Raw genomic sequence first — 18,207 nt, 5'->3', positions numbered from 1 at the left:
GATGTAGAACAACTATACCTGCACACGTTTCGCTTATTCTCCCACCTCTGACATCGCTCTGAACTGACTTAATCTTTATGCGAATTGGTATAAGCTTCCATGTTAACAACTTACTTTCAACTAGAACATCTATTTTATTTATTCATATTCTTATCCAAAGCAATTATAAATTTACTTTTCCGCGCAATGATTTGGTGGCTCCTTTTTTAGTTTTACTGTCCATTCTTTTTCGCTGTGAGCTTTTCGTTGGTTTAGTTGGCCGACGCTTTTTTTGCACAACCATTGCAGAGAGTATCAATTCCTTGAGACGCTCAAGTGCTTCCTGCTTATTCATGTCTTGCGTTCTATGAGACTGAGATTTAATAATGACCACACCATCAGAGGTTATACGGCTATCAGAGACCTTCAATAGTCGCTCTTTATAAACGCTAGGCAATGAAGATCTTTTTATATCGAACCTTAAATGAATGGCGGTAGCGACCTTATTTACTCGTTGCCCCCCGCTTCCTTGAGAACGAATTGCATTAAGCTCGATTTCCCATTCAGCAAGGGTTACGTTGTTTGAAATTTCTAACATATATCACTCTATTACAAAAAGGCATTCAATCAATGACATTATTTCACGCCTTCACGAACTCAATAAGGAGTTTTGATGGTTCAGTTTGAATTGTCTAAAGAAAATAAGAAAAGTAAATTCAGCAAAATGCTACACATTAAGCACTTTGCTGAACAAGCTGGTAAATCTAACCTTTAAAGCGAAACGCCAAGCCTAATGCAACGGCCCTTCTTGTTCGTCAAAGATAAGATCTTCCATTTGTGAATAAGCACTTTCTTTACCAGGTACATTAAACAGCACCATTAAAATCACCCATTTAAGATCATCGAGGGCAAAATATTTCGTGTCTAATTCCATTACCCGATCAACCACCATTTCACGAGTCGTAAAGTCTAATACATTGACTTGTTCAAGGAACATTAAAAAACCTCGACACTCTTTATCAAGTAGCTGCTTTTCTTCTTCGGTATAGATACGGAATGACGGCTTAGCATCGCGTTTAAAATACGGATAAGCATCAGTATCTTGCAATGCCGCTAATTTTTCCAACCAAGTAAGTGCTTTATAAATCTCATCTTGGTGGAAGCCCGCGCGAGTTAATTCATCAGTGAGTATATCGTGATCTACCATCACTTCGGCATCACTGTGAATATAGTTTTCAAAAAGATACATCAAGATATCAAACATAACCAGCCCCTATTAAATTTTAAGGTAGCCACCTGGCACCGCAGTTACCAGACCTCCTAGCTCGAGCATCATCAATCGGGTTAGCACTACATCTGTGGGTAGTTTACTCCGAGAAACTACTATATCTACGGGTGTAATTTCATACCCCACACTAGCTAACAATGGATCGTTAGACAAGCCCTGTTGACAACTTTTTTTTGTTCGCATTTCTTTCGTGCTGCTTTTTAATAAGTTTAGTTCATTTTTTTCAATAAAAGGAAGTTCTTCTACTATATCGGCAGCACACTCTACTAACTTAGCACCTTGTTTTATTAACCAATGACAGCCAGCACTTTGTGGATTAATAACACTACCCGGTAACGCAAATACATCTCTGTTTTGCTCTAGGGCACACCTGGCTGTTACCAATGATCCACTTTGCTTGGTCGCTTCAATCACAACAACACCTAAAGCTAAGCCACTTATGATGCGATTTCGTTTGGGAAAGTGACCCGGCTTAGGGGTAACGCCTGGTAAAAATTCACTCACGATAGTCCCGCCAGCATCTAGTATTTTATTCGCAAGGGTTTTATGCCTAGACGGATAAGTAATATCTATACCTGTAGCTATCACTGCAACGGTTGGCCGAGATAATTTAACGGCTGCTAAATGTGCTTTTGCATCAACTCCTAGCGCTAAACCACTGGTAATTGTGAGCCCACTGCAAGATAACTGCTTTGCAAACAATTGAGCATGTTCTACACCATAGATACTCACATTTCTACTGCCAACAACCGCTATTTGATTGCTGGTTAATACTGACTTATTGCCTTTAACGAAGAGGACAAGTGGGGGATCAAATATTTGTTTTAGTAATTCAGGGTACTGCGGATGACCGTAATAAAGAATATCTGATTTAACAGCAATGGTAGTCTGTATAATTTGGTCGATTTTCTGCCAATCAGGACGAGTAATTGCACAATATTGTTTTTCAGAAAGATTCAGTACATTACGTGTAGGTGGATCAGAAAAAAGCTGCTTAATTGAAAAACGTTCAACTAAAGCCAGCTTTTTATCAATCGCTAATCTTGGCACAAGCTTCAATGCTAGCCAATAACGTGCTTCTTCACAGCCTGTACTTGAGGCCAATATGTTGTGCTCTTCCATGTTGCACAAATGCTTCCCTAATGATTAAGTAATATGCTTATGGTGCTATTACGCTATCTAGCAATCTCACCGGTTTTTCAGAACGTAATATTAATGCCATACTCAGCTGATCAAATACTTTAAACACCATTACTTTACCGATAGTTTCTTCCGGCATGTTATAATCTGAGCTAGCCGTCATCCGATGTAACTTTGAGGCATCATTAACATAAATAGGTCCATCATCAGTTTCGACTATTTCAGGGCCTTTGCGAGAAATCGATAAAATGTCACCCGGCATTACATTCTGCTGACGACCTTGATCAATATAAATAACATCAAATTTTCCAAACTCTCGCATTTCATTCGATGATTTAACAATCATGCCTTTTACTGAAGGTGCAACAGATTGCATGGTAAAAAATGCAGGCATAAGTTGCTCACGACTGATAACTTTCACTAAATCGCCCGAACGTATTTCTTTCAATGCACTATCTATATAGACGGTAGCGGGTTGATTTTTTGAAGTATCCCCTGCACGGACTACTTTACCTGACCCAACAACTTTAGCGTGATAACCAAGTATATCGCCAGTTTCTGGTGAAGTTACTGGCTGACTTTTGTTGTAAATAACTATTGAACGTCCTACAGGTAATGTCTGGCTTACATATAATTTAATACCATCACTAGAAAGTTTATACCCTTCCTCGCTGCCCAGTACATAAGGACCATTTTCAACATCGTCTACTGATAATATTGAGTTGTAATTAATGTAAGGTGCAATGGTTTTTAGTGAGATAGTTTCAATTGGATGTTGTTCTTTTAATGATGTTCTTATTTTTGGCGACCATTTTAATCTTGGCTTTCCTTTCACCAACATCGGCATACCTTGAGCATCATAAACAAGGTTTAATTGATCGCCTGGATAAATTAAATGGGGATTTTGAATTTCAGGGTTTACTCGCCAAAGTTTTGGCCATAACCACGGATCTTTGAGAAACTTTGCGGAAATATCCCAAAGGGTATCTCCCTTAATCACGACATATGATTTAGGTGCATCTGCCAGCAATCTAAGCTCATCAGCATGTAAACTTAAAGACAAGAAACAGAAAATTAGTGTTAATAATGACCTTTTTATCATACTAAAGCACCTATTCTTATTGTTATTAACTCAAAGCACTCGAATTAATGTAATTTAATGGTTAAAATTGAAACATAACACTCTATGACTAATTTCGCGAATTCTTTTATAAAATTATGGCTGTATTAAACGTACTAACTTTCCCAGACGAAAGACTCAGAACAAAAGCTGAACCCGTTGTTGAAGTAAACGACGAAATAAGACAAATTGTCGATGACATGTTTGAAACCATGTATGCAGAAAATGGCGTGGGCTTAGCCGCTACGCAAGTTGATATTCATAAACGCATTGTCGTTATTGATGTATCAGAAGATAAAGAGCAATCGTATGTCTTAATTAACCCTGAAATCATTAAAAAAAATGATGAAACAATGGTTAATGAAGAAGGCTGTTTATCGGTTCCAACTTGTTATGCCAAAGTAGATCGACACACACAAGTAACGGTTCGTGCCCTCGATAGAGACGGAAATACCTTTGAACTTGACGGTGAAGAACTATTAGCTATTTGTATTCAGCATGAACTCGATCACTTAAACGGTGTGTTGTTTGTCGATTATTTATCACCTTTAAAGCGCAAGCGCATTCAAACGAAGTTAGAAAAAGAAGCTCGTTTAGCCGCTCGTCAATAACTTAGAAATATTTCATTTATATGCCATCACCATTAAACATTATTTTTGCCGGTACACCGGATTTTGCAGCCAAGCACCTGCAAGCACTGATAGATTCAACGCATAACGTAGTAGCCGTGTATTGTCCGCCAGATAAACCCGCAGGTAGAGGTAAAAAACTCACTGCATGTGCTACAAAAATACTAGCACAAGAAAACAACTTAACCGTTGAACAACCGATTAACTTTAAGCAACAGGCAGACCAAGAAACACTTGCAAGCTATCAAGCAGATATTATGGTCGTAGTGGCATACGGTTTATTACTACCTACAGTGATTTTATCAACCCCGCGACTTGGTTGTGTGAATGTACATGGTTCAATTTTACCAAAGTGGAGAGGTGCAGCTCCTATTCAACGAGCTGTAGAAAGTGGTGATCCAAAAACAGGTGTTACCATTATGCAAATGAATGAAGGGTTAGATACGGGTGACATTCTACACATTACTACCTGCGAAATTACGGCAAATGACACAAGTAGTAGCATCTACGAAAAATTAGCAGAATTAGGTCCGCAAACATTAATTAACACGCTTGATAATTTAGCCAATAATACGCAACAAGCGACACCTCAAGATGACAATATAGCGACTTACGCAGCAAAACTCGATAAAACAGAAGCCGAGCTCAACTGGCAATTAAGTGCCAAGGCATTAGACCGTAAAATTCGCGCCTATAACCCCTGGCCAGTAGCACAGTTTACCTTTAACGAAGCGGCTGATAAACAACACCGTATTCGCATATGGCAAGCCGATGTTGTAACGTGTAAAACAGCCACACCGGGAACAATTATTGACGCTGATAAAAACGGTATTTTAGTTGCCACGGGTGAACATGGATTACTATTAAAAAATATTCAACTACCTGGAAAAAAAGCTATGCCAGTTTCTGACATATTAAACGCTCGCTCGGCGTGGTTTACTATTGGAAAATCGATCACTGGTACCGTGGAACAACATTCATGAATAAAAACGTTCGCGCATTAGCAGCTAAATGTTGTTTTTCTGTAGTCGATAAAGGTAGAAGCCTTGGCGATGAACTGCCAACGTTACAAGAAAAAGTAGAAGGTAAAGACAAAGCGCTATTGCAAGAAATTTGTTATGGCGTTTTACGTTACCTTCCTGAATTAGAACATTACACACGCCAATTAATTGCTAAGCCTTTAACAGGCAAACAACGCGTTGCACACTTTTTAATTCTGGTCGGCATTTATCAATTGAAATACATGCGCATTCCTGATCACGCAGCCGTAGCAGAAACAGTGAATGGTGCTAAACCGTTAAAACAGTTTCATTTGAAAAATTTAATTAACGGTGTGCTACGTAATTTTCAGCGTCAAGCTTCACCTGTATTAGAGAATGTTCCTGATGCGATAACTTTTAATCATCCAAGTTGGTTCATTAAAAAATTACAAGCTGGCTACCCTGAACAATGGCAACAAATTTTACAGGCAAACATGGAAAAGCCCCCCATGTGGCTTCGTATTAATCAACAAAAGCAGACCGTTAAAAAATATCTTGCACGATTATCCGACCTAGATATTGCAGTGCAACATGTTGATAAGTATTCAGAAGCAGTTTGTCTAAGCTCTCCTATTGATGTCAATAAGCTGCCAGGCTTTTTTGACGGCGATGTCTCAATACAGGATGGCGCAGCGCAACAAGCTGCCATATTATTATCAGCACAGGCGCAAGAACATATTCTTGATTGTTGTGCTGCACCAGGCGGTAAAACATGTCATATTTTAGAGATTTCTCCTACATCTATTGATGTAACAGCGCTAGACATTGACCAAGAAAGATTAGATCGCGTAACAGAAAACCTGACCCGTTTATCCTTAAACGCAAAAACAATTACCGGTGATGCCAGCAAATCAGATTGGTGGGACGGAAAACTATTTGATCGCATTTTACTTGATGTACCCTGTTCAGGCACAGGCGTTATTCGACGCCACCCTGATATAAAATGGCTTCGTAAAGCGGCAGATATAGATAAGTTAACCATACTACAGCAACAAATATTAAAAAATGTATGGTCTTTGCTAAAACCCGGTGGTACTTTGCTTTATGCAACATGCAGTATTCTTCCAGAAGAAAATAGAGAACAAATACAAACCTTTATTGACTCTAATGAAGATGCGCAATTACAGCCAATTCAGCAAACAACACAAGATATTGGCTGGCAAATTTTACCAAATGAGCAAGCGATGGATGGGTTTTACTACGCCAAGCTTAAGAAAAATAACAACACCTAACGGTTTTGGTTAATAGCATATGAAAATTGTCATCATTGGAGCAGGTCAAGTTGGCGGAACACTCGCCGAAAATTTAGTGGGCGAACGTAATGACATTACGTTAATTGATACCAACGCTGACATTTTACGTGATTTACAAGATCGCATGGATTTACGTGTGGTAACCGGCCACGGTTCACATCCTGATGTATTAAAACAAGCTGGCGCTGAAGACGCTGAGTTGGTCATTGCTGTTACCAGTGACGACGCGACCAATATGATCGCCTGCCAAATTTGCTATTCACTGTTTAACACTGCAACCAAAATTGCGCGAATACGTTCCGCGAAAATATTACGTTATCAAGATCAGCTTTTTCAACAAGAAAATATTCCTGTTGATCATGTTATCGCTCCTGAGCAACTTGTTACCAGAGATATTGCTCGCCTTATCGACTACCCTGGCGCGCTGCAAGTATTAGAGTTTGCTCGTGGTAAAGTCAGCTTAGTTGCAGTAAAAGCCTATTATGGTGGCTTACTGGTTGGCCATGCCCTTTCTACGTTACGTGAGCACATTCCTAATATTGAAACTCGAGTAGCAGCCATATACCGAAACGGCCGCCCTATTCGTCCATTAGGCACTACAGTCATTGAAGCTGACGATGAAGTCTTTTTTATTGCTGCATCTAAACACATTAGAGCGGTCATGAATGAACTGCAAAAACTCGAGCCAGCATACAAACGTATTATGATCGCTGGCGGCGGTAATATTGGCGCTGGCTTAGCGCGTTTATTAGAAAAAAATCATCAGGTTAAGCTTATTGAGCATTCACCTAAACGTGCTGAATATCTAGCATCGGAATTAGACGGTACACTCGTGTTTTCAGGTGATTCATCGGATCAAGAATTACTTGTTGAAGAGCATATTGATCAGTTCGATGTCTTTATTGCCGTGACCAATGACGATGAAGCAAACATTATGTCGTCACTATTAGCGAAACGTTTAGGTGTGCGCAAGGCCATGGTGTTGATCCAACGCAGCGCCTATATTGATTTAGTGCATGGTAGCAATATTGATATTGCCGTTTCTCCACAACATGCAACCATCTCTGCTTTATTAACCCACGTTCGTAAAGGGAGTATCGATAATGTATACAGCTTACGCGGTGGTGCCGCTGAAGCCATTGAAATAGTGGCAAAAGGAAACGAAAGATCATCAAAAGTGGTTGGTCGTACGATTGCGCAATTAAAGTTACCACCAGGTACGACTATCGGTGCAGTGGTTAGGGAAGATGAAGTTATTATTGCCCACTCTGACACCCTGATTAATGCTGAAGATCATGTCATTTTATTTTTAGTGAATAAGAAATATATTTCAGATGTGGAAAAGCTTTTTTATGTAGACCCGTTACAATTTTTTTAAAACATCATTCGATGTTTTATGAGCGCCAGAAGCTTGGGGTAAATAAGACCAGCAAAGTAAATATTTCTAATCGACCAAAAAGCATGGCAATGATCAGTACCCATTTACTAAAGTCGCCGAGTGATGAGAAATTAGCTGCCACTTCACCTAAACCTGGGCCAAGATTATTTAAACACGCAGCAACGGCGGTAAAAGCAGTAATATCATCAACACCGGCCGCCAAAAGCATCAACATACAAATAACGAAAACAGCTGCGTAAGCGGCAAAAAAACCCCAAATAGCTTCCACGACCCTATTGGGCAACGCTTTATGACCCAGTTTTATGGTAAAAATAGCTTTCGGGTGTACTAGTTTATTTAACTCTCGGATACCTTGAAGGTAAAGAAGTAAAACCCTGACAACCTTCATACCACCGCCTGTACTACCAGCACAGCCGCCTATAAAACTAGAAAATATCAATAAAATAGGCAGCAGTGTTGGCCAGTCAGCAAAAGACGTAGTGGCGAATCCAGCGGTGGTACTGATAGAAACAGCCTGAAACAAGGCTTGGTCAAAGGCTTCAAAGCCTGAGCTATAAACACCATAACTCAGTAACACGACCGCACAAATCAATGTTAAAACCAATTGGATAGCAATGAATACTTTGAACTCGGGGTCGTAAAAATAAGCGCGTAAAGATTTACTATGAAGCACCGCAAAATGTAAGGCAAAGTTAACCCCCGCAATTAATAAAAACAGTACACATACAGCATTTATTAATGGACTATCAAAATACCCCATGCTTAAATCATGGGTAGAAAAGCCACCAATTGCGATGGTTGAAAATGCATGACAAATGGCATCAAATACCGTCATACCAGCTGCCCAATAACTTAATGAGCAAGCCACGGTAAGCGATAAATAAATATACCATAAGTGTTTTGCGGTATCGGCGATTCTGGGGGTCATTTTAGAATCTTTGACAGGTCCAGGCGTTTCTGCACGATATAACTGCATTCCACCAATACCTAACATAGGTAACACAGCTACTGCTAATACGATGATACCCATACCACCTAACCACTGTAATTGTTGGCGATACCATAATACAGCATGTGGTAAGCCATCAATTTGCGATAAGATCGTAGCCCCAGTTGTAGTAAGCCCTGAGAATGCTTCAAAAAAAGCATCTGTAATGGTTAAATTAGGCATTTCTAACAGCATTAATGGCACTGCAGAGAAGCTGGCCAAAACAGTCCAGAATAGCACAACAATCAAAAAGCCTTCTCGTGCTCTTAATTCGCCTTTTTCTTTACGAAGAGGATACCAAGTAATAAGTCCGCTAAATAAACAGAATAAAAAAGAAAGGATGAAAGCGACACCACCACCATCGCGGTAGAGTAATGAAATTAGCGCAGGCGGAAGCATAGTAACGCTCAGCAATGTTACTAACAGCCCTAAAATTCTAAGTATATTCTTATACTGCACTGTGCATTCTTATTATTTTTTGTTAATTTTATTCAGCGTTAACTGTCCGGAAGACATTGTTTTTAACTGTTCCGCTAACAATTCTACACCTTGTTCAGGAATAGCCAAGGTCAAATCAACTCTTTCGGTAAAATCTTGAGCCAAAATGTCTGCACCTGCTTGCTTCACTAAGTGCAGTATGTCATCGACCTGTGCATATTGACAAGCTAAGCTTTTGTAGACCTTAGGAATTTTAGTTGCTACATCAAGCAACGACAACGCACTTCTTACACTTGCACTATAAGCTCGTTGTAAACCACCAGTACCTAGTTTCGTGCCACCAAAATAACGAACCACAATGGCCGCTACTTCTCCTACTTCACTGCCCTGTAAAACAGCCAACATTGGTTTTCCAGCCGTTCCTGAGGGTTCTCCATCATCAGAAAAACCATAACATTGACTGTCTTGTGGATGCCCAGCAACAAATGCGTAACAATGATGATTGGCTTGAGGGTGGAGTTGCTGCACGTCATTTAGCAATTGTTTAAACGCAGTTGTTGAATCACAAGGTGATAAATAACAGATAAATCGACTGCGAGTAACCTCGATTTCATCAATAATGTTACTCGCTGCAATATTATAAGGTTCCACAAGCGTTAGTCTAAGCCATTTTCTCGTGTCATATTTTCATTGTGTGATTGATGAACAATAATATTATCTTCAATACGAATGCCACCAAATGGCCTCATTTCATCGACTTTTGACCAGTTAATCATACTACCATTAGCTGATTTTTTTAAATCAGCTAGCAATGAGTCAATAAAATACATACCTGGTTCAATAGTAAACACTTGGTTTGCTTCAACCATTCTCGAAGTGCGTAAGAACGGATGATTATCAGGGGTATTGACATGAGTACCACGCTCGTCTGCCATAAAACCACCCACATCATGTACTTGTAACCCTAAGTGGTGACCCAAACCATGAGGAAAGAAGGTAGAAACAATGCCTGCTTCTAATGCTGACTCAGGAGTTACATTAATAAATGAAAACTCACTCAATACTTGAGCAATTTGTAAGTGTGTTGCTATATGCAGATCAACGTAACTTGCCCCAGGCTTTAGCCCATCCACAGTTGTTAGCATTAAGCGATCCATACGCGCAATAAGTTCTGCAAATCGATTATTTTCAAAGGCATAGGTTCGAGTAATATCAGATGCGTAGCCGTGATAGTTAGCGCCCGCATCAATCAAAAAGGAACGATGGGCATCAGGTTTCGCTTTATCAAGCATGGTGTAATGTAAAATTGATGCATTTTCATTTACACAGACAATACTACCGTAAGGGGTTTCATTTTCACCATATTGCATAGCAAATAAATAGGCTTGCATTATTTCATACTCACTAGCCCCTGCTAAAAATGCTTGTTCAGCGGCTTTATGACCGATTACAGCTAAGGCATTTGAGCGCCTTAAACACTCTTGCTCATAGGCAGTTTTATAGGCTCTATGATAGTGAATATAATTAAGCACGTTTTCAGGATTAATCGTTTCGAAACCAAGAGCTTGCGCTACTTCAATATGCGCGCCAATGTATGCGTAACCTTTTTTATCATACGGCAATAATTTATCAACATCTGTTGCTTTACTTAGCATTTTAATATTGAAATGCTCATTCCAATAATCTTCTGGTAATGCGATTACTTTATGCCAAAAATCTACTGGCTGATAATAAATCAATGTTGGTTTATCTTCGCCATTAAGCAAAAGCCAACTGTTTGGCACATCAATGATTGGCAACCAATGTTTAAAATGAGGGTTTACTTTAAAAGGGTAACCCGTATCGTCTAAAAAGGCTTTTAACTCTTGGCCTGAATGAATCACAAGCCCTTGCAAGTTTTCTCTTGCTAAAACTTGCTTAGTGCGTTGTTGTAACTCATCAATATGTGCAGGATATAAGCTTGCTAGTGTCATCATTTTCATGTCCAAATGTATCATAGTTTGATCTTAACACATGGTAAGTCATCGCGTTATATTCATCCGGTGTAATTGCTCAAATAATGGTGTTGGCTGGCCTACTTTTTGTTGATAAATTTGCTGATAAGCCAATACGCTTTTGACATATTCACGCGTTTCTTTAAAAGGAATTGTTTCTATCCAAATATCAGCTGGCATGCTATCAATTGCGGCTAACCACTTTTTCACTCGGTAAGGCCCTGCATTATAGGAAGCTGTTGCTAATATTTGATTACCGTCATATCTATCTAGCAAATTCTTTAAATATTTAGTACCTAAGCGAATATTGTTTCCACTATCAAATAAATAACTGTTTGATATTTTTTTCTTGCGAGTTAATTGTTTTGCTGTGCCAGGCATTACCTGCATTAAACCCTTCGCGCCAACAGCTGAGTTTGCATCTGACATAAATGAACTTTCTCGACGAGCGATGGCAAATGCCCATGCCGATGGTATTTTATGTTGATCTGAATACGTTGTAATTTGTTCATTAAACGCTAGAGGAAATCGTAAATCTACATCGTCTAAATACCCAACTCGTGATAACGCAAAAATAGCGCGATCATACCAACCTATTTCATTTGCTAACTTCGCCGCCCCTAACCTTTGTCGTTTATCAAGTGTCGACACCCAATAGTTCCATTCTTTTCGTGCATGATAAAAGCGACCAAGTCGAAACAATTCAAACGCCCTTTTACCTGCGGAGTTTTCAAATAGTGATTGCTTTTCTAGTTCAGAAAACACTAATGGGTTATGCTGTAAGTTCATCGGCTGCTGCAAATAACTTGCAGCTAAAAAACCGTAATAATGTCGTTGATCTGCAAGGCTTTTCAGCTGTGCCTTACCCGCAGTGTCATCACCTGTTTCAATTAAACTTCTACCATACCAATACCGCCACTGATAAGTACTTTGCTGATTTTTCGGTAGTGCTGACAACACTTGCTTTATCGCATGCCAATCTTGTTGGCGTAATACATCAGCGATTTTCCACTGTACGATGTTCGATGTTAAGTGCTGGTCTGCTACTTTTGCTAACCAGGTTTTTGCTGCACGATGTTTTTTACTAGCAAGCGCTAATGAAAACTTAAGTGCCACTTGTTGCAACTGGTCATCTGTGATTGGAAATACTTTTGCTGCTTTGTTGAATGTAGCAATTGCATTGTCTGGACTTCGCCATACTAACCGTTTAATACCGTAAATGAAGATCTCAGTTTCTTTCTTAGACTTAGTCGGAAAGCGACTCAGTTTCGTAATATAGGCAGGGTTTCTTCTTACTTTATGCCAAAGCTTGCCTAGATATTGCTGCTTTTTTGGCATTAATGAGGTCAAGTATGGAATTAAGGTATGTTTGCCACCATCAGCAGCCTTTACTAAACGCTGCCATACATGACTCTGTGTACGTAAGCCTGCTTTTTGCCACTTCGCAAATAATGGATCACAAGACTTAGGCTGTGATTTACCGACAACCCATAAGCGTTCAATATTTTTCAATATTTGCTGTTCTTCCGCCCCACTATTGAGTTTATATTGATAGTAATGACAGGTTAAATTGACATCAGACGTTGGTTTAAAAAACGCCATAAACAACGTTTGCCTGTTCCTCTTTATTAAATACTCTAACCATTTTTTCCTCAATGGCCAGTCAAGTGGGCTCCCTTCATATTTTGTTAAGAATTGCTCAATTTCTTTTGCCGATGTTAAACGCATTTTAATCATCAGCCGGCGTTGATCTAGGTACGGTTGTAGTGGGTAATAATGTAATTGCTTATATAAGTTAAGATACGTTGACGAGTCAGTTTTCCATAATTGACGTTCAGCTTTTAAAAACGTATCACGCATCTGCGCATTATCGAAAGCAAATGCGACTTGAGTAAAAAGACTAAACCAACAGAAAAAGAAGGCACAAAAACGCAACATAAATAACCCTGAGAAAAACATTCTGTTTAAGAGTATTCAGGCTAGCATTACAAAGCAAGTAGTTATGAGGAATTTACACTAATTCAAAGAGAAAATAGTGTTACTAATAAACCACTGGTAGTATATCTACATAATCTTTTATTCTATGTGCTAATGCGTACTTATTTGCTACTTTCTTTACTTTTAAGCCTATCTTGTTTTGCTCAAGAACATAGCCTTAGTTTCGGTGTTGACTATCATCACCAGCAATCTTCTTCTAACGGTGTTCATCTTAGTTATCAATGGCAATTTTCCGAAAACTTCGCTATAGAAAGTCGCTTTGTTGATCATAGAACAATCATGATACAAACAAACGCTCAACAACAAGCCATCAAGCTTAAACGTGCAATGGTTGGCGTAAACTTTATTCGTCAAATAAATAATCAACTCACTATTAAAGCAGGCACAGGTTTTGGGTATCTAGTTCATTCTGATAAACCTTCGTTAATTAATAAGGACAGTGTCTCTTCTTATCTTAACTTGGCAACTCAATTTCGCTTTACCAACCAGCTCGCAGTTGAGTTTGGACAAACTAGTTATTTTGATCACTCAACATTAAATGCCAATCACAACCTTTATGCACAAGTAACCTGGCTTTTTTCTGACTCGAAATCTGCCACTATTAAGTCCCCATCGACAAAAAGAACGCTCAAGCAACCGTTAGAAACACCTCTAAAACGAATAGCGATTAATACCAGTTCGCAGTGGCAAGTTCAATTAGGTGCTTTTGCTCAAAAAAGCTATGCAGAAGTATTATTAGCTAAGATAAAAACAAAAATAGGTCAAAAACATTGGAGCATTATCTACCAAAACAAGCTTCACCGTGTGGTAAGTCAGCATTTTTTAGAAAAAGCCAATGCAGAACAACTTCTCAACATGTTAAAATCTCAATATTCTTTATCTGGTTTTCTTCGTCAAGTTAAATAGACTGAATATATCTATGCAAAATCTTTTCAATAATACCGATCATACACTAGATGCGTTGGGGCTTCGCTGTCCTGAGCCTGTGATGATGATTAGGATGAATATAAGAAAAATAAGTGCCGGTGAAACCTTATTGGTTATTGCCGATGACCCTTCTACGACCCGTGATATTCCAAGTTTTTGTCGCTTTATGGAACACGAACTTATTGCTTCACAAACCGATGTCCTCCCTTTTCAATATGTGATCAAAAAAGGGTAATTGTTAACAACTACCCTTTTTAATATAGCTTTGCTTAATTATCGCGTTTCTATTTTAACAATTAAATCAACATGGTTTAATTTTGTAATACCGAAATATCAGCAATATCTAAAAAGCGATTACGTATTTCATTTAACAGGGTTAAACGATTCACTTTCACTTGTTCATCATCAGCCATTACCATGACATTATCAAAAAAGTTATCAATGGGTTGCTTAATGTTGGCAAGTTCAGCTAATGCCTGCTGGTAGTCTTGAGCTGCAACTAATGGTTGAATCTTTTCTTTTACTTTTGCAAAAGTATTAGCCAATTCTGTTTCATTGTCATCAGTAGCATAGTCAGTATTAAAAGTAGAAAATAATTGACCATCAAACTTGGCTAAAATATTACCTACTCGTTTGTTTGCAGCTGCCAATGTTTGTGCTGCTTCCATTGTTTTAAAATGATTTACAGCTAATACTCGCTTTTCAAAGTCTAGTGGTGCCGTTGGTGAGTTAGCTAAAACAGCCTGAATGACATCAACACTAATTTTTTGCTCTTGATAGTGTGCTTTAAATCGACCAAGCACAAAATCAATCACTTGTTGGGTTGTACTGTCATTCGTTAACACTTCACCGTATAAGTTCACACTTCGTGACACTAGATCAGCAATGTCTAAATCAAGCTGTTTTTCAATAATTATGCGAATCATGCCAATGGCAGCTCTACGTAGCGCAAATGGATCTTTATCGCCTTTTGGAGGTTGGTTTATACCAAATATTCCAACCAAAGTGTCAATTTTGTCAGCAATAGCTACCGCACAACCAATAACACCTTTAGGAATACTATCGCCAGAATATCTTGGTCGATATTGATCTTCTAATGCTTGTGCTACCTCAACGTCTTCGCCATCATGCTGCGCATAGTATTTACCCATGGTGCCTTGCACTTGAGGAAATTCTAATACCATTTCTGTCATTAAGTCTGTTTTACTTAATAGGCCTGCACGGTATGCCAGTTTAGGTGATTGATTGATTTTTTCAGCAATATATTCACTTAGCGACGCAATTCGTTCTGACTTCGTTTTTAACGTTCCTAATTGTTTTTGGAACAAAACGGACTCTAAACTAGCAAGCCTTGATTCAAGTGTTTGCTTTTTATCTGTTTTAAAGAAAAACTCGGCGTCCGCTAATCGTGGACGTATTACTTTTTCATTACCGAAGATAACCTGGTTAGCATCTTTACTTTCAATGTTAGCAACAAAAATAAATTTGTTTAATAATTTTCCCTGCTTATCCTCAACTGGAAAATATTTTTGGTGATCTTTCATTGAATAGATTAATGGCTCTGGTGGTACATCTAAAAATTCTTTATCAAAGCTACCGATTAAAGTAACTGGCCACTCAACAATTGAGGTAACTTCTTCTAACAATTCTTCATCAATTAATGCCACAGCATTTAGCTCTTGCTCAGCTTTTTTAATCTGATCAACGATTAATTGCTTTCTTTCTTGATAATCTGCAACAACATACGCTTGTTTTAACGTTGCAACATAATCATTTGCATGCTCAAGTGAAACTAAACCTTGATGATGGAATCTATGACCTTGTAGCACGTTGTTTGACTCAATACCTAACGCTTCACCTTTTATAATGTGTTCACCAAACATTAGTGTTAACGTATGAATTGGACGAATAAATTGTGTTCTTGAGCTACCCCAACGCATTGGTTTTGGAATTGGTAGCTTTGCAATTGCTTTATTAACCATTTCAGGAATCAATTCCTGAATTGTTTTCCCTGGTTGTAATGCTTTGTGTAGTAACCATTCGCCTTTATCGGTTTTTAAACGTTGTGCTTGTTCAATAGTGATACCATTCGATTTTGCCCAACCTAAGGCGGCCTTACTCGGGTTACCTTCTTCATCAAACGCTACATTTATAGCAGGCCCACGTTTTTCAATTTCTTTATCAGCTTGCTTTTCGATTAATTGTGTAATTTGCACGGCTAAACGTCTTGGAGAAGCAAACCAAGAGGCTTGTTCAAAACCTAGTTCGGCTTGTTCCAATTGTGTCGTTATTTGATTGTAGAAAGTGGTCGCTAATTTTTGTAACGCTTTCGGTGGTAGTTCTTCGGTACCTAACTCTATTAATAATGTTTCTTTAATCATTTTTTATTCTCCCACCTTTTTATCACCACACAGTGGGAAGCCTAATTGTTCTCTCGTCGCATAGTAAACCTCTGCACACGCTTTGGATAATGCCCGTACACGTAAAATATAGCGCTGTCTTTCTGTCACTGAAATTGCATGGCGTGCATCTAATAAGTTAAAGGCATGTGAAGCTTTCATCACTTGTTCATAAGCTGGTAATGCTAAGCCTTTTTCAATTAACTTTTCACTGTCTTTTTCACACTGATCAAATTGGCCGAATAGCGCTTTTACATCTGCATGCTCAAAGTTATATGCCGATTGCTCTACTTCATTTTGATGGAACACATCTCCATAGAGGACTTTACCCATCGGGCCATCTGTCCACACTAAGTCATAAATACTATCTACATTTTGAATATACATTGCTAAACGTTCTAAACCGTAAGTGATTTCGCCTGTTACAGGAGCACACTCTAAACCACCGACTTGTTGAAAATAAGTAAATTGAGTGATTTCCATTCCGTTTAGCCAAATTTCCCAACCTAATCCCCAAGCTCCAAGTGTTGGCGACTCCCAGTTATCTTCAACAAAACGGATATCATGTACTAAAGGATCTATACCAAGCTCTTTCAGTGAGTTTAAATATAACTCTTGTATATTCTTCGGAGAAGGCTTTAACATCACTTGAAATTGATAATAATGCTGTAAGCGGTTTGGGTTTTCCCCGTAACGACCATCTGTTGGTCTTCGACAAGGTTGTACATATGCGCTACTGATAGGCTCAGGTCCTACCGCACGCAAAAATGTCATGGGATGAAAGGTACCAGCACCAACTTCTAAATCTAAAGGCTGTACAATGACACAACCCTGTCGAGACCAGTAATCTTGTAGTTGTAAAATCAATCCTTGGAATGTTTTGCTATTAAACGTACTCATGCGTGCCTGTATTTATAATATAAAATTTTAATTTGCTGGCGCTAGTATAACGTTTGTCTGTTTATTCGCCTAGTTTACAGCAGTGATAAATTGAGCAAAAACTCGAATATTTTAACTTTTTATTTATATCTTTGATAAAACCGTATATTTCATGACCGGTCATTATTTCAAATGGATACTTCTCCTTGCTGTATATAAAGCCAGTTATATAAAGCTACTTATACCAATTCTATTAAATATTTAATTGAGTTGGTATTAAAAGTTAAACCATTCCGTTAAGGTTGTTTTCATTCGCAGGCATAGTTTGTTTTTTGACATTCTAATGGTCCTTGATTTGGCTTGTTTTTGCTTTTTAGGCATTACAACCTTTTTTACCCTGTCTGTGCACACCAGAGTATCTTACCTTGAACATAACGCAGACCATAGTGAAACTGATCCACAACGCAGGTTCATTTGTCACTTTAGCTACCTCGCTTATCTCAACCTAACCGGACTTATAAGTAATCAATACCCCAAAATACTATTACCGTTTGTGGAGCGGTAAGCTCCTTTGAAAAACTTATCCGCTTTAGGCACCACAAATGTTTTCACATCATCTAGCCACATCAATTACATAAAAAAATAGCCCTATCATAAAGGTAGGGCTATGGTCGTATAAGCGTTTTATTCCCACCGATCAATTGCTTAATTGATCGGTATTGACTTTTTTATCTAA

General features: G+C 38.6%; 16 protein-coding genes. 6 read left to right on the top strand and 10 right to left on the bottom strand.

The features are described 5' to 3' along the window. Positions 1–163: 163 nt before the first annotated feature. The 4 genes from arfB to BI291_RS03025 form a co-directional block, all read right to left on the bottom strand. Complete coding sequence (gene arfB, locus BI291_RS03040; RefSeq protein WP_074496281.1) at positions 164–577, bottom strand: alternative ribosome rescue aminoacyl-tRNA hydrolase ArfB; 414 nt, start codon at positions 575–577, stop codon at positions 164–166. A 192-nt stretch (positions 578–769) separates the two neighbouring features. Next, positions 770–1,243, bottom strand: a complete 474-nt coding sequence (locus BI291_RS03035) for a DUF494 family protein (protein WP_074496280.1) — start codon at positions 1,241–1,243, stop codon at positions 770–772. A gap of 12 nt (positions 1,244–1,255) precedes the next feature. Continuing rightward, the gene (gene dprA, locus BI291_RS03030) at positions 1,256–2,389 is read right to left on the bottom strand and encodes a DNA-processing protein DprA (RefSeq protein WP_074496279.1); all 1,134 of its coding nucleotides are present in this window, start codon (positions 2,387–2,389) and stop codon (positions 1,256–1,258) included. 37 nt (positions 2,390–2,426) lie between these two features. Further along, a complete protein-coding gene (locus BI291_RS03025) occupies positions 2,427–3,509 on the bottom strand; it encodes a LysM peptidoglycan-binding domain-containing protein (protein ID WP_074496278.1) in 1,083 nt (360 codons plus the stop codon). A 116-nt stretch (positions 3,510–3,625) separates the two neighbouring features. On the opposite strand from BI291_RS03025, the gene def reads away from it, so the two are divergent. Genes def through trkA form a run of 4 tightly spaced genes read left to right on the top strand, consistent with a single transcriptional unit; the run spans position 3,626 to position 7,827 of the window. Beyond that, a complete protein-coding gene (gene def / locus BI291_RS03020) occupies positions 3,626–4,138 on the top strand; it encodes a peptide deformylase (RefSeq protein WP_074496277.1) in 513 nt (170 codons plus the stop codon). A gap of 20 nt (positions 4,139–4,158) precedes the next feature. Further along, positions 4,159–5,139, top strand: a complete 981-nt coding sequence (gene fmt, locus BI291_RS03015; protein ID WP_074496276.1) for a methionyl-tRNA formyltransferase — start codon at positions 4,159–4,161, stop codon at positions 5,137–5,139. Continuing rightward, positions 5,136–6,428: a 16S rRNA (cytosine(967)-C(5))-methyltransferase RsmB gene (gene rsmB / locus BI291_RS03010; protein WP_074496275.1), complete on the top strand. Its 1,293-nt coding sequence runs from the start codon at positions 5,136–5,138 to the stop codon at positions 6,426–6,428. Before fmt ends, rsmB begins: the two co-directional genes overlap by 4 nt. Before the next feature lie 19 nt (positions 6,429–6,447). Further along, the gene (trkA, locus tag BI291_RS03005) at positions 6,448–7,827 is read left to right on the top strand and encodes a Trk system potassium transporter TrkA (RefSeq protein ID WP_074496274.1); all 1,380 of its coding nucleotides are present in this window, start codon (positions 6,448–6,450) and stop codon (positions 7,825–7,827) included. Between the two features lie 16 nt (positions 7,828–7,843). Here the strand turns inward: trkA and BI291_RS03000 are convergent, their stop codons facing one another. The 4 genes from BI291_RS03000 to BI291_RS02985 are packed head-to-tail and all read right to left on the bottom strand — an operon-like array spanning position 7,844 to position 13,206. After that, positions 7,844–9,295: a TrkH family potassium uptake protein gene (locus BI291_RS03000; RefSeq protein ID WP_074496273.1), complete on the bottom strand. Its 1,452-nt coding sequence runs from the start codon at positions 9,293–9,295 to the stop codon at positions 7,844–7,846. A gap of 12 nt (positions 9,296–9,307) precedes the next feature. Continuing rightward, positions 9,308–9,925 carry a YigZ family protein gene (locus BI291_RS02995; protein ID WP_074496272.1) on the bottom strand — a complete coding sequence of 206 codons (618 nt, stop codon included), beginning with the start codon at positions 9,923–9,925 and terminating at the stop codon, positions 9,308–9,310. A gap of 5 nt (positions 9,926–9,930) precedes the next feature. Beyond that, a complete protein-coding gene (gene pepQ, locus BI291_RS02990; RefSeq protein WP_074496271.1) occupies positions 9,931–11,250 on the bottom strand; it encodes a Xaa-Pro dipeptidase in 1,320 nt (439 codons plus the stop codon). A gap of 45 nt (positions 11,251–11,295) precedes the next feature. Beyond that, positions 11,296–13,206 (bottom strand): transglycosylase SLT domain-containing protein, encoded by a 1,911-nt coding sequence (locus BI291_RS02985; RefSeq protein ID WP_175573068.1) that lies wholly within the window; start codon positions 13,204–13,206, stop codon positions 11,296–11,298. Positions 13,207–13,359: 153 nt separating this feature from the next. Between BI291_RS02985 and BI291_RS02980 the strand changes: the two genes are divergently transcribed. After that, entirely contained in the window at positions 13,360–14,172 is an 813-nt protein-coding gene (locus BI291_RS02980; protein WP_074496270.1) for an SPOR domain-containing protein, read from the top strand. Positions 14,173–14,185: 13 nt separating this feature from the next. Next, a complete protein-coding gene (gene tusA / locus BI291_RS02975) occupies positions 14,186–14,428 on the top strand; it encodes a sulfurtransferase TusA (protein WP_074496269.1) in 243 nt (80 codons plus the stop codon). 76 nt (positions 14,429–14,504) lie between these two features. Here tusA and glyS read toward each other — a convergent pair whose 3' ends face one another. After that, positions 14,505–16,574 (bottom strand): glycine--tRNA ligase subunit beta, encoded by a 2,070-nt coding sequence (gene glyS, locus BI291_RS02970; protein WP_074496268.1) that lies wholly within the window; start codon positions 16,572–16,574, stop codon positions 14,505–14,507. A 3-nt stretch (positions 16,575–16,577) separates the two neighbouring features. After that, complete coding sequence (gene glyQ / locus BI291_RS02965; RefSeq protein ID WP_074496267.1) at positions 16,578–17,492, bottom strand: glycine--tRNA ligase subunit alpha; 915 nt, start codon at positions 17,490–17,492, stop codon at positions 16,578–16,580. Positions 17,493–18,207 lie beyond the last annotated feature (715 nt).

This window comes from Thalassotalea sp. PP2-459 (assembly GCF_001913705.1).
Lineage (GTDB): Bacteria > Pseudomonadota > Gammaproteobacteria > Enterobacterales > Alteromonadaceae > Thalassotalea_C > Thalassotalea_C hakodatensis.
Note: the sequence above shows the minus strand (reverse complement) of the source record. Positions and strands in the feature narration are given on the sequence as shown.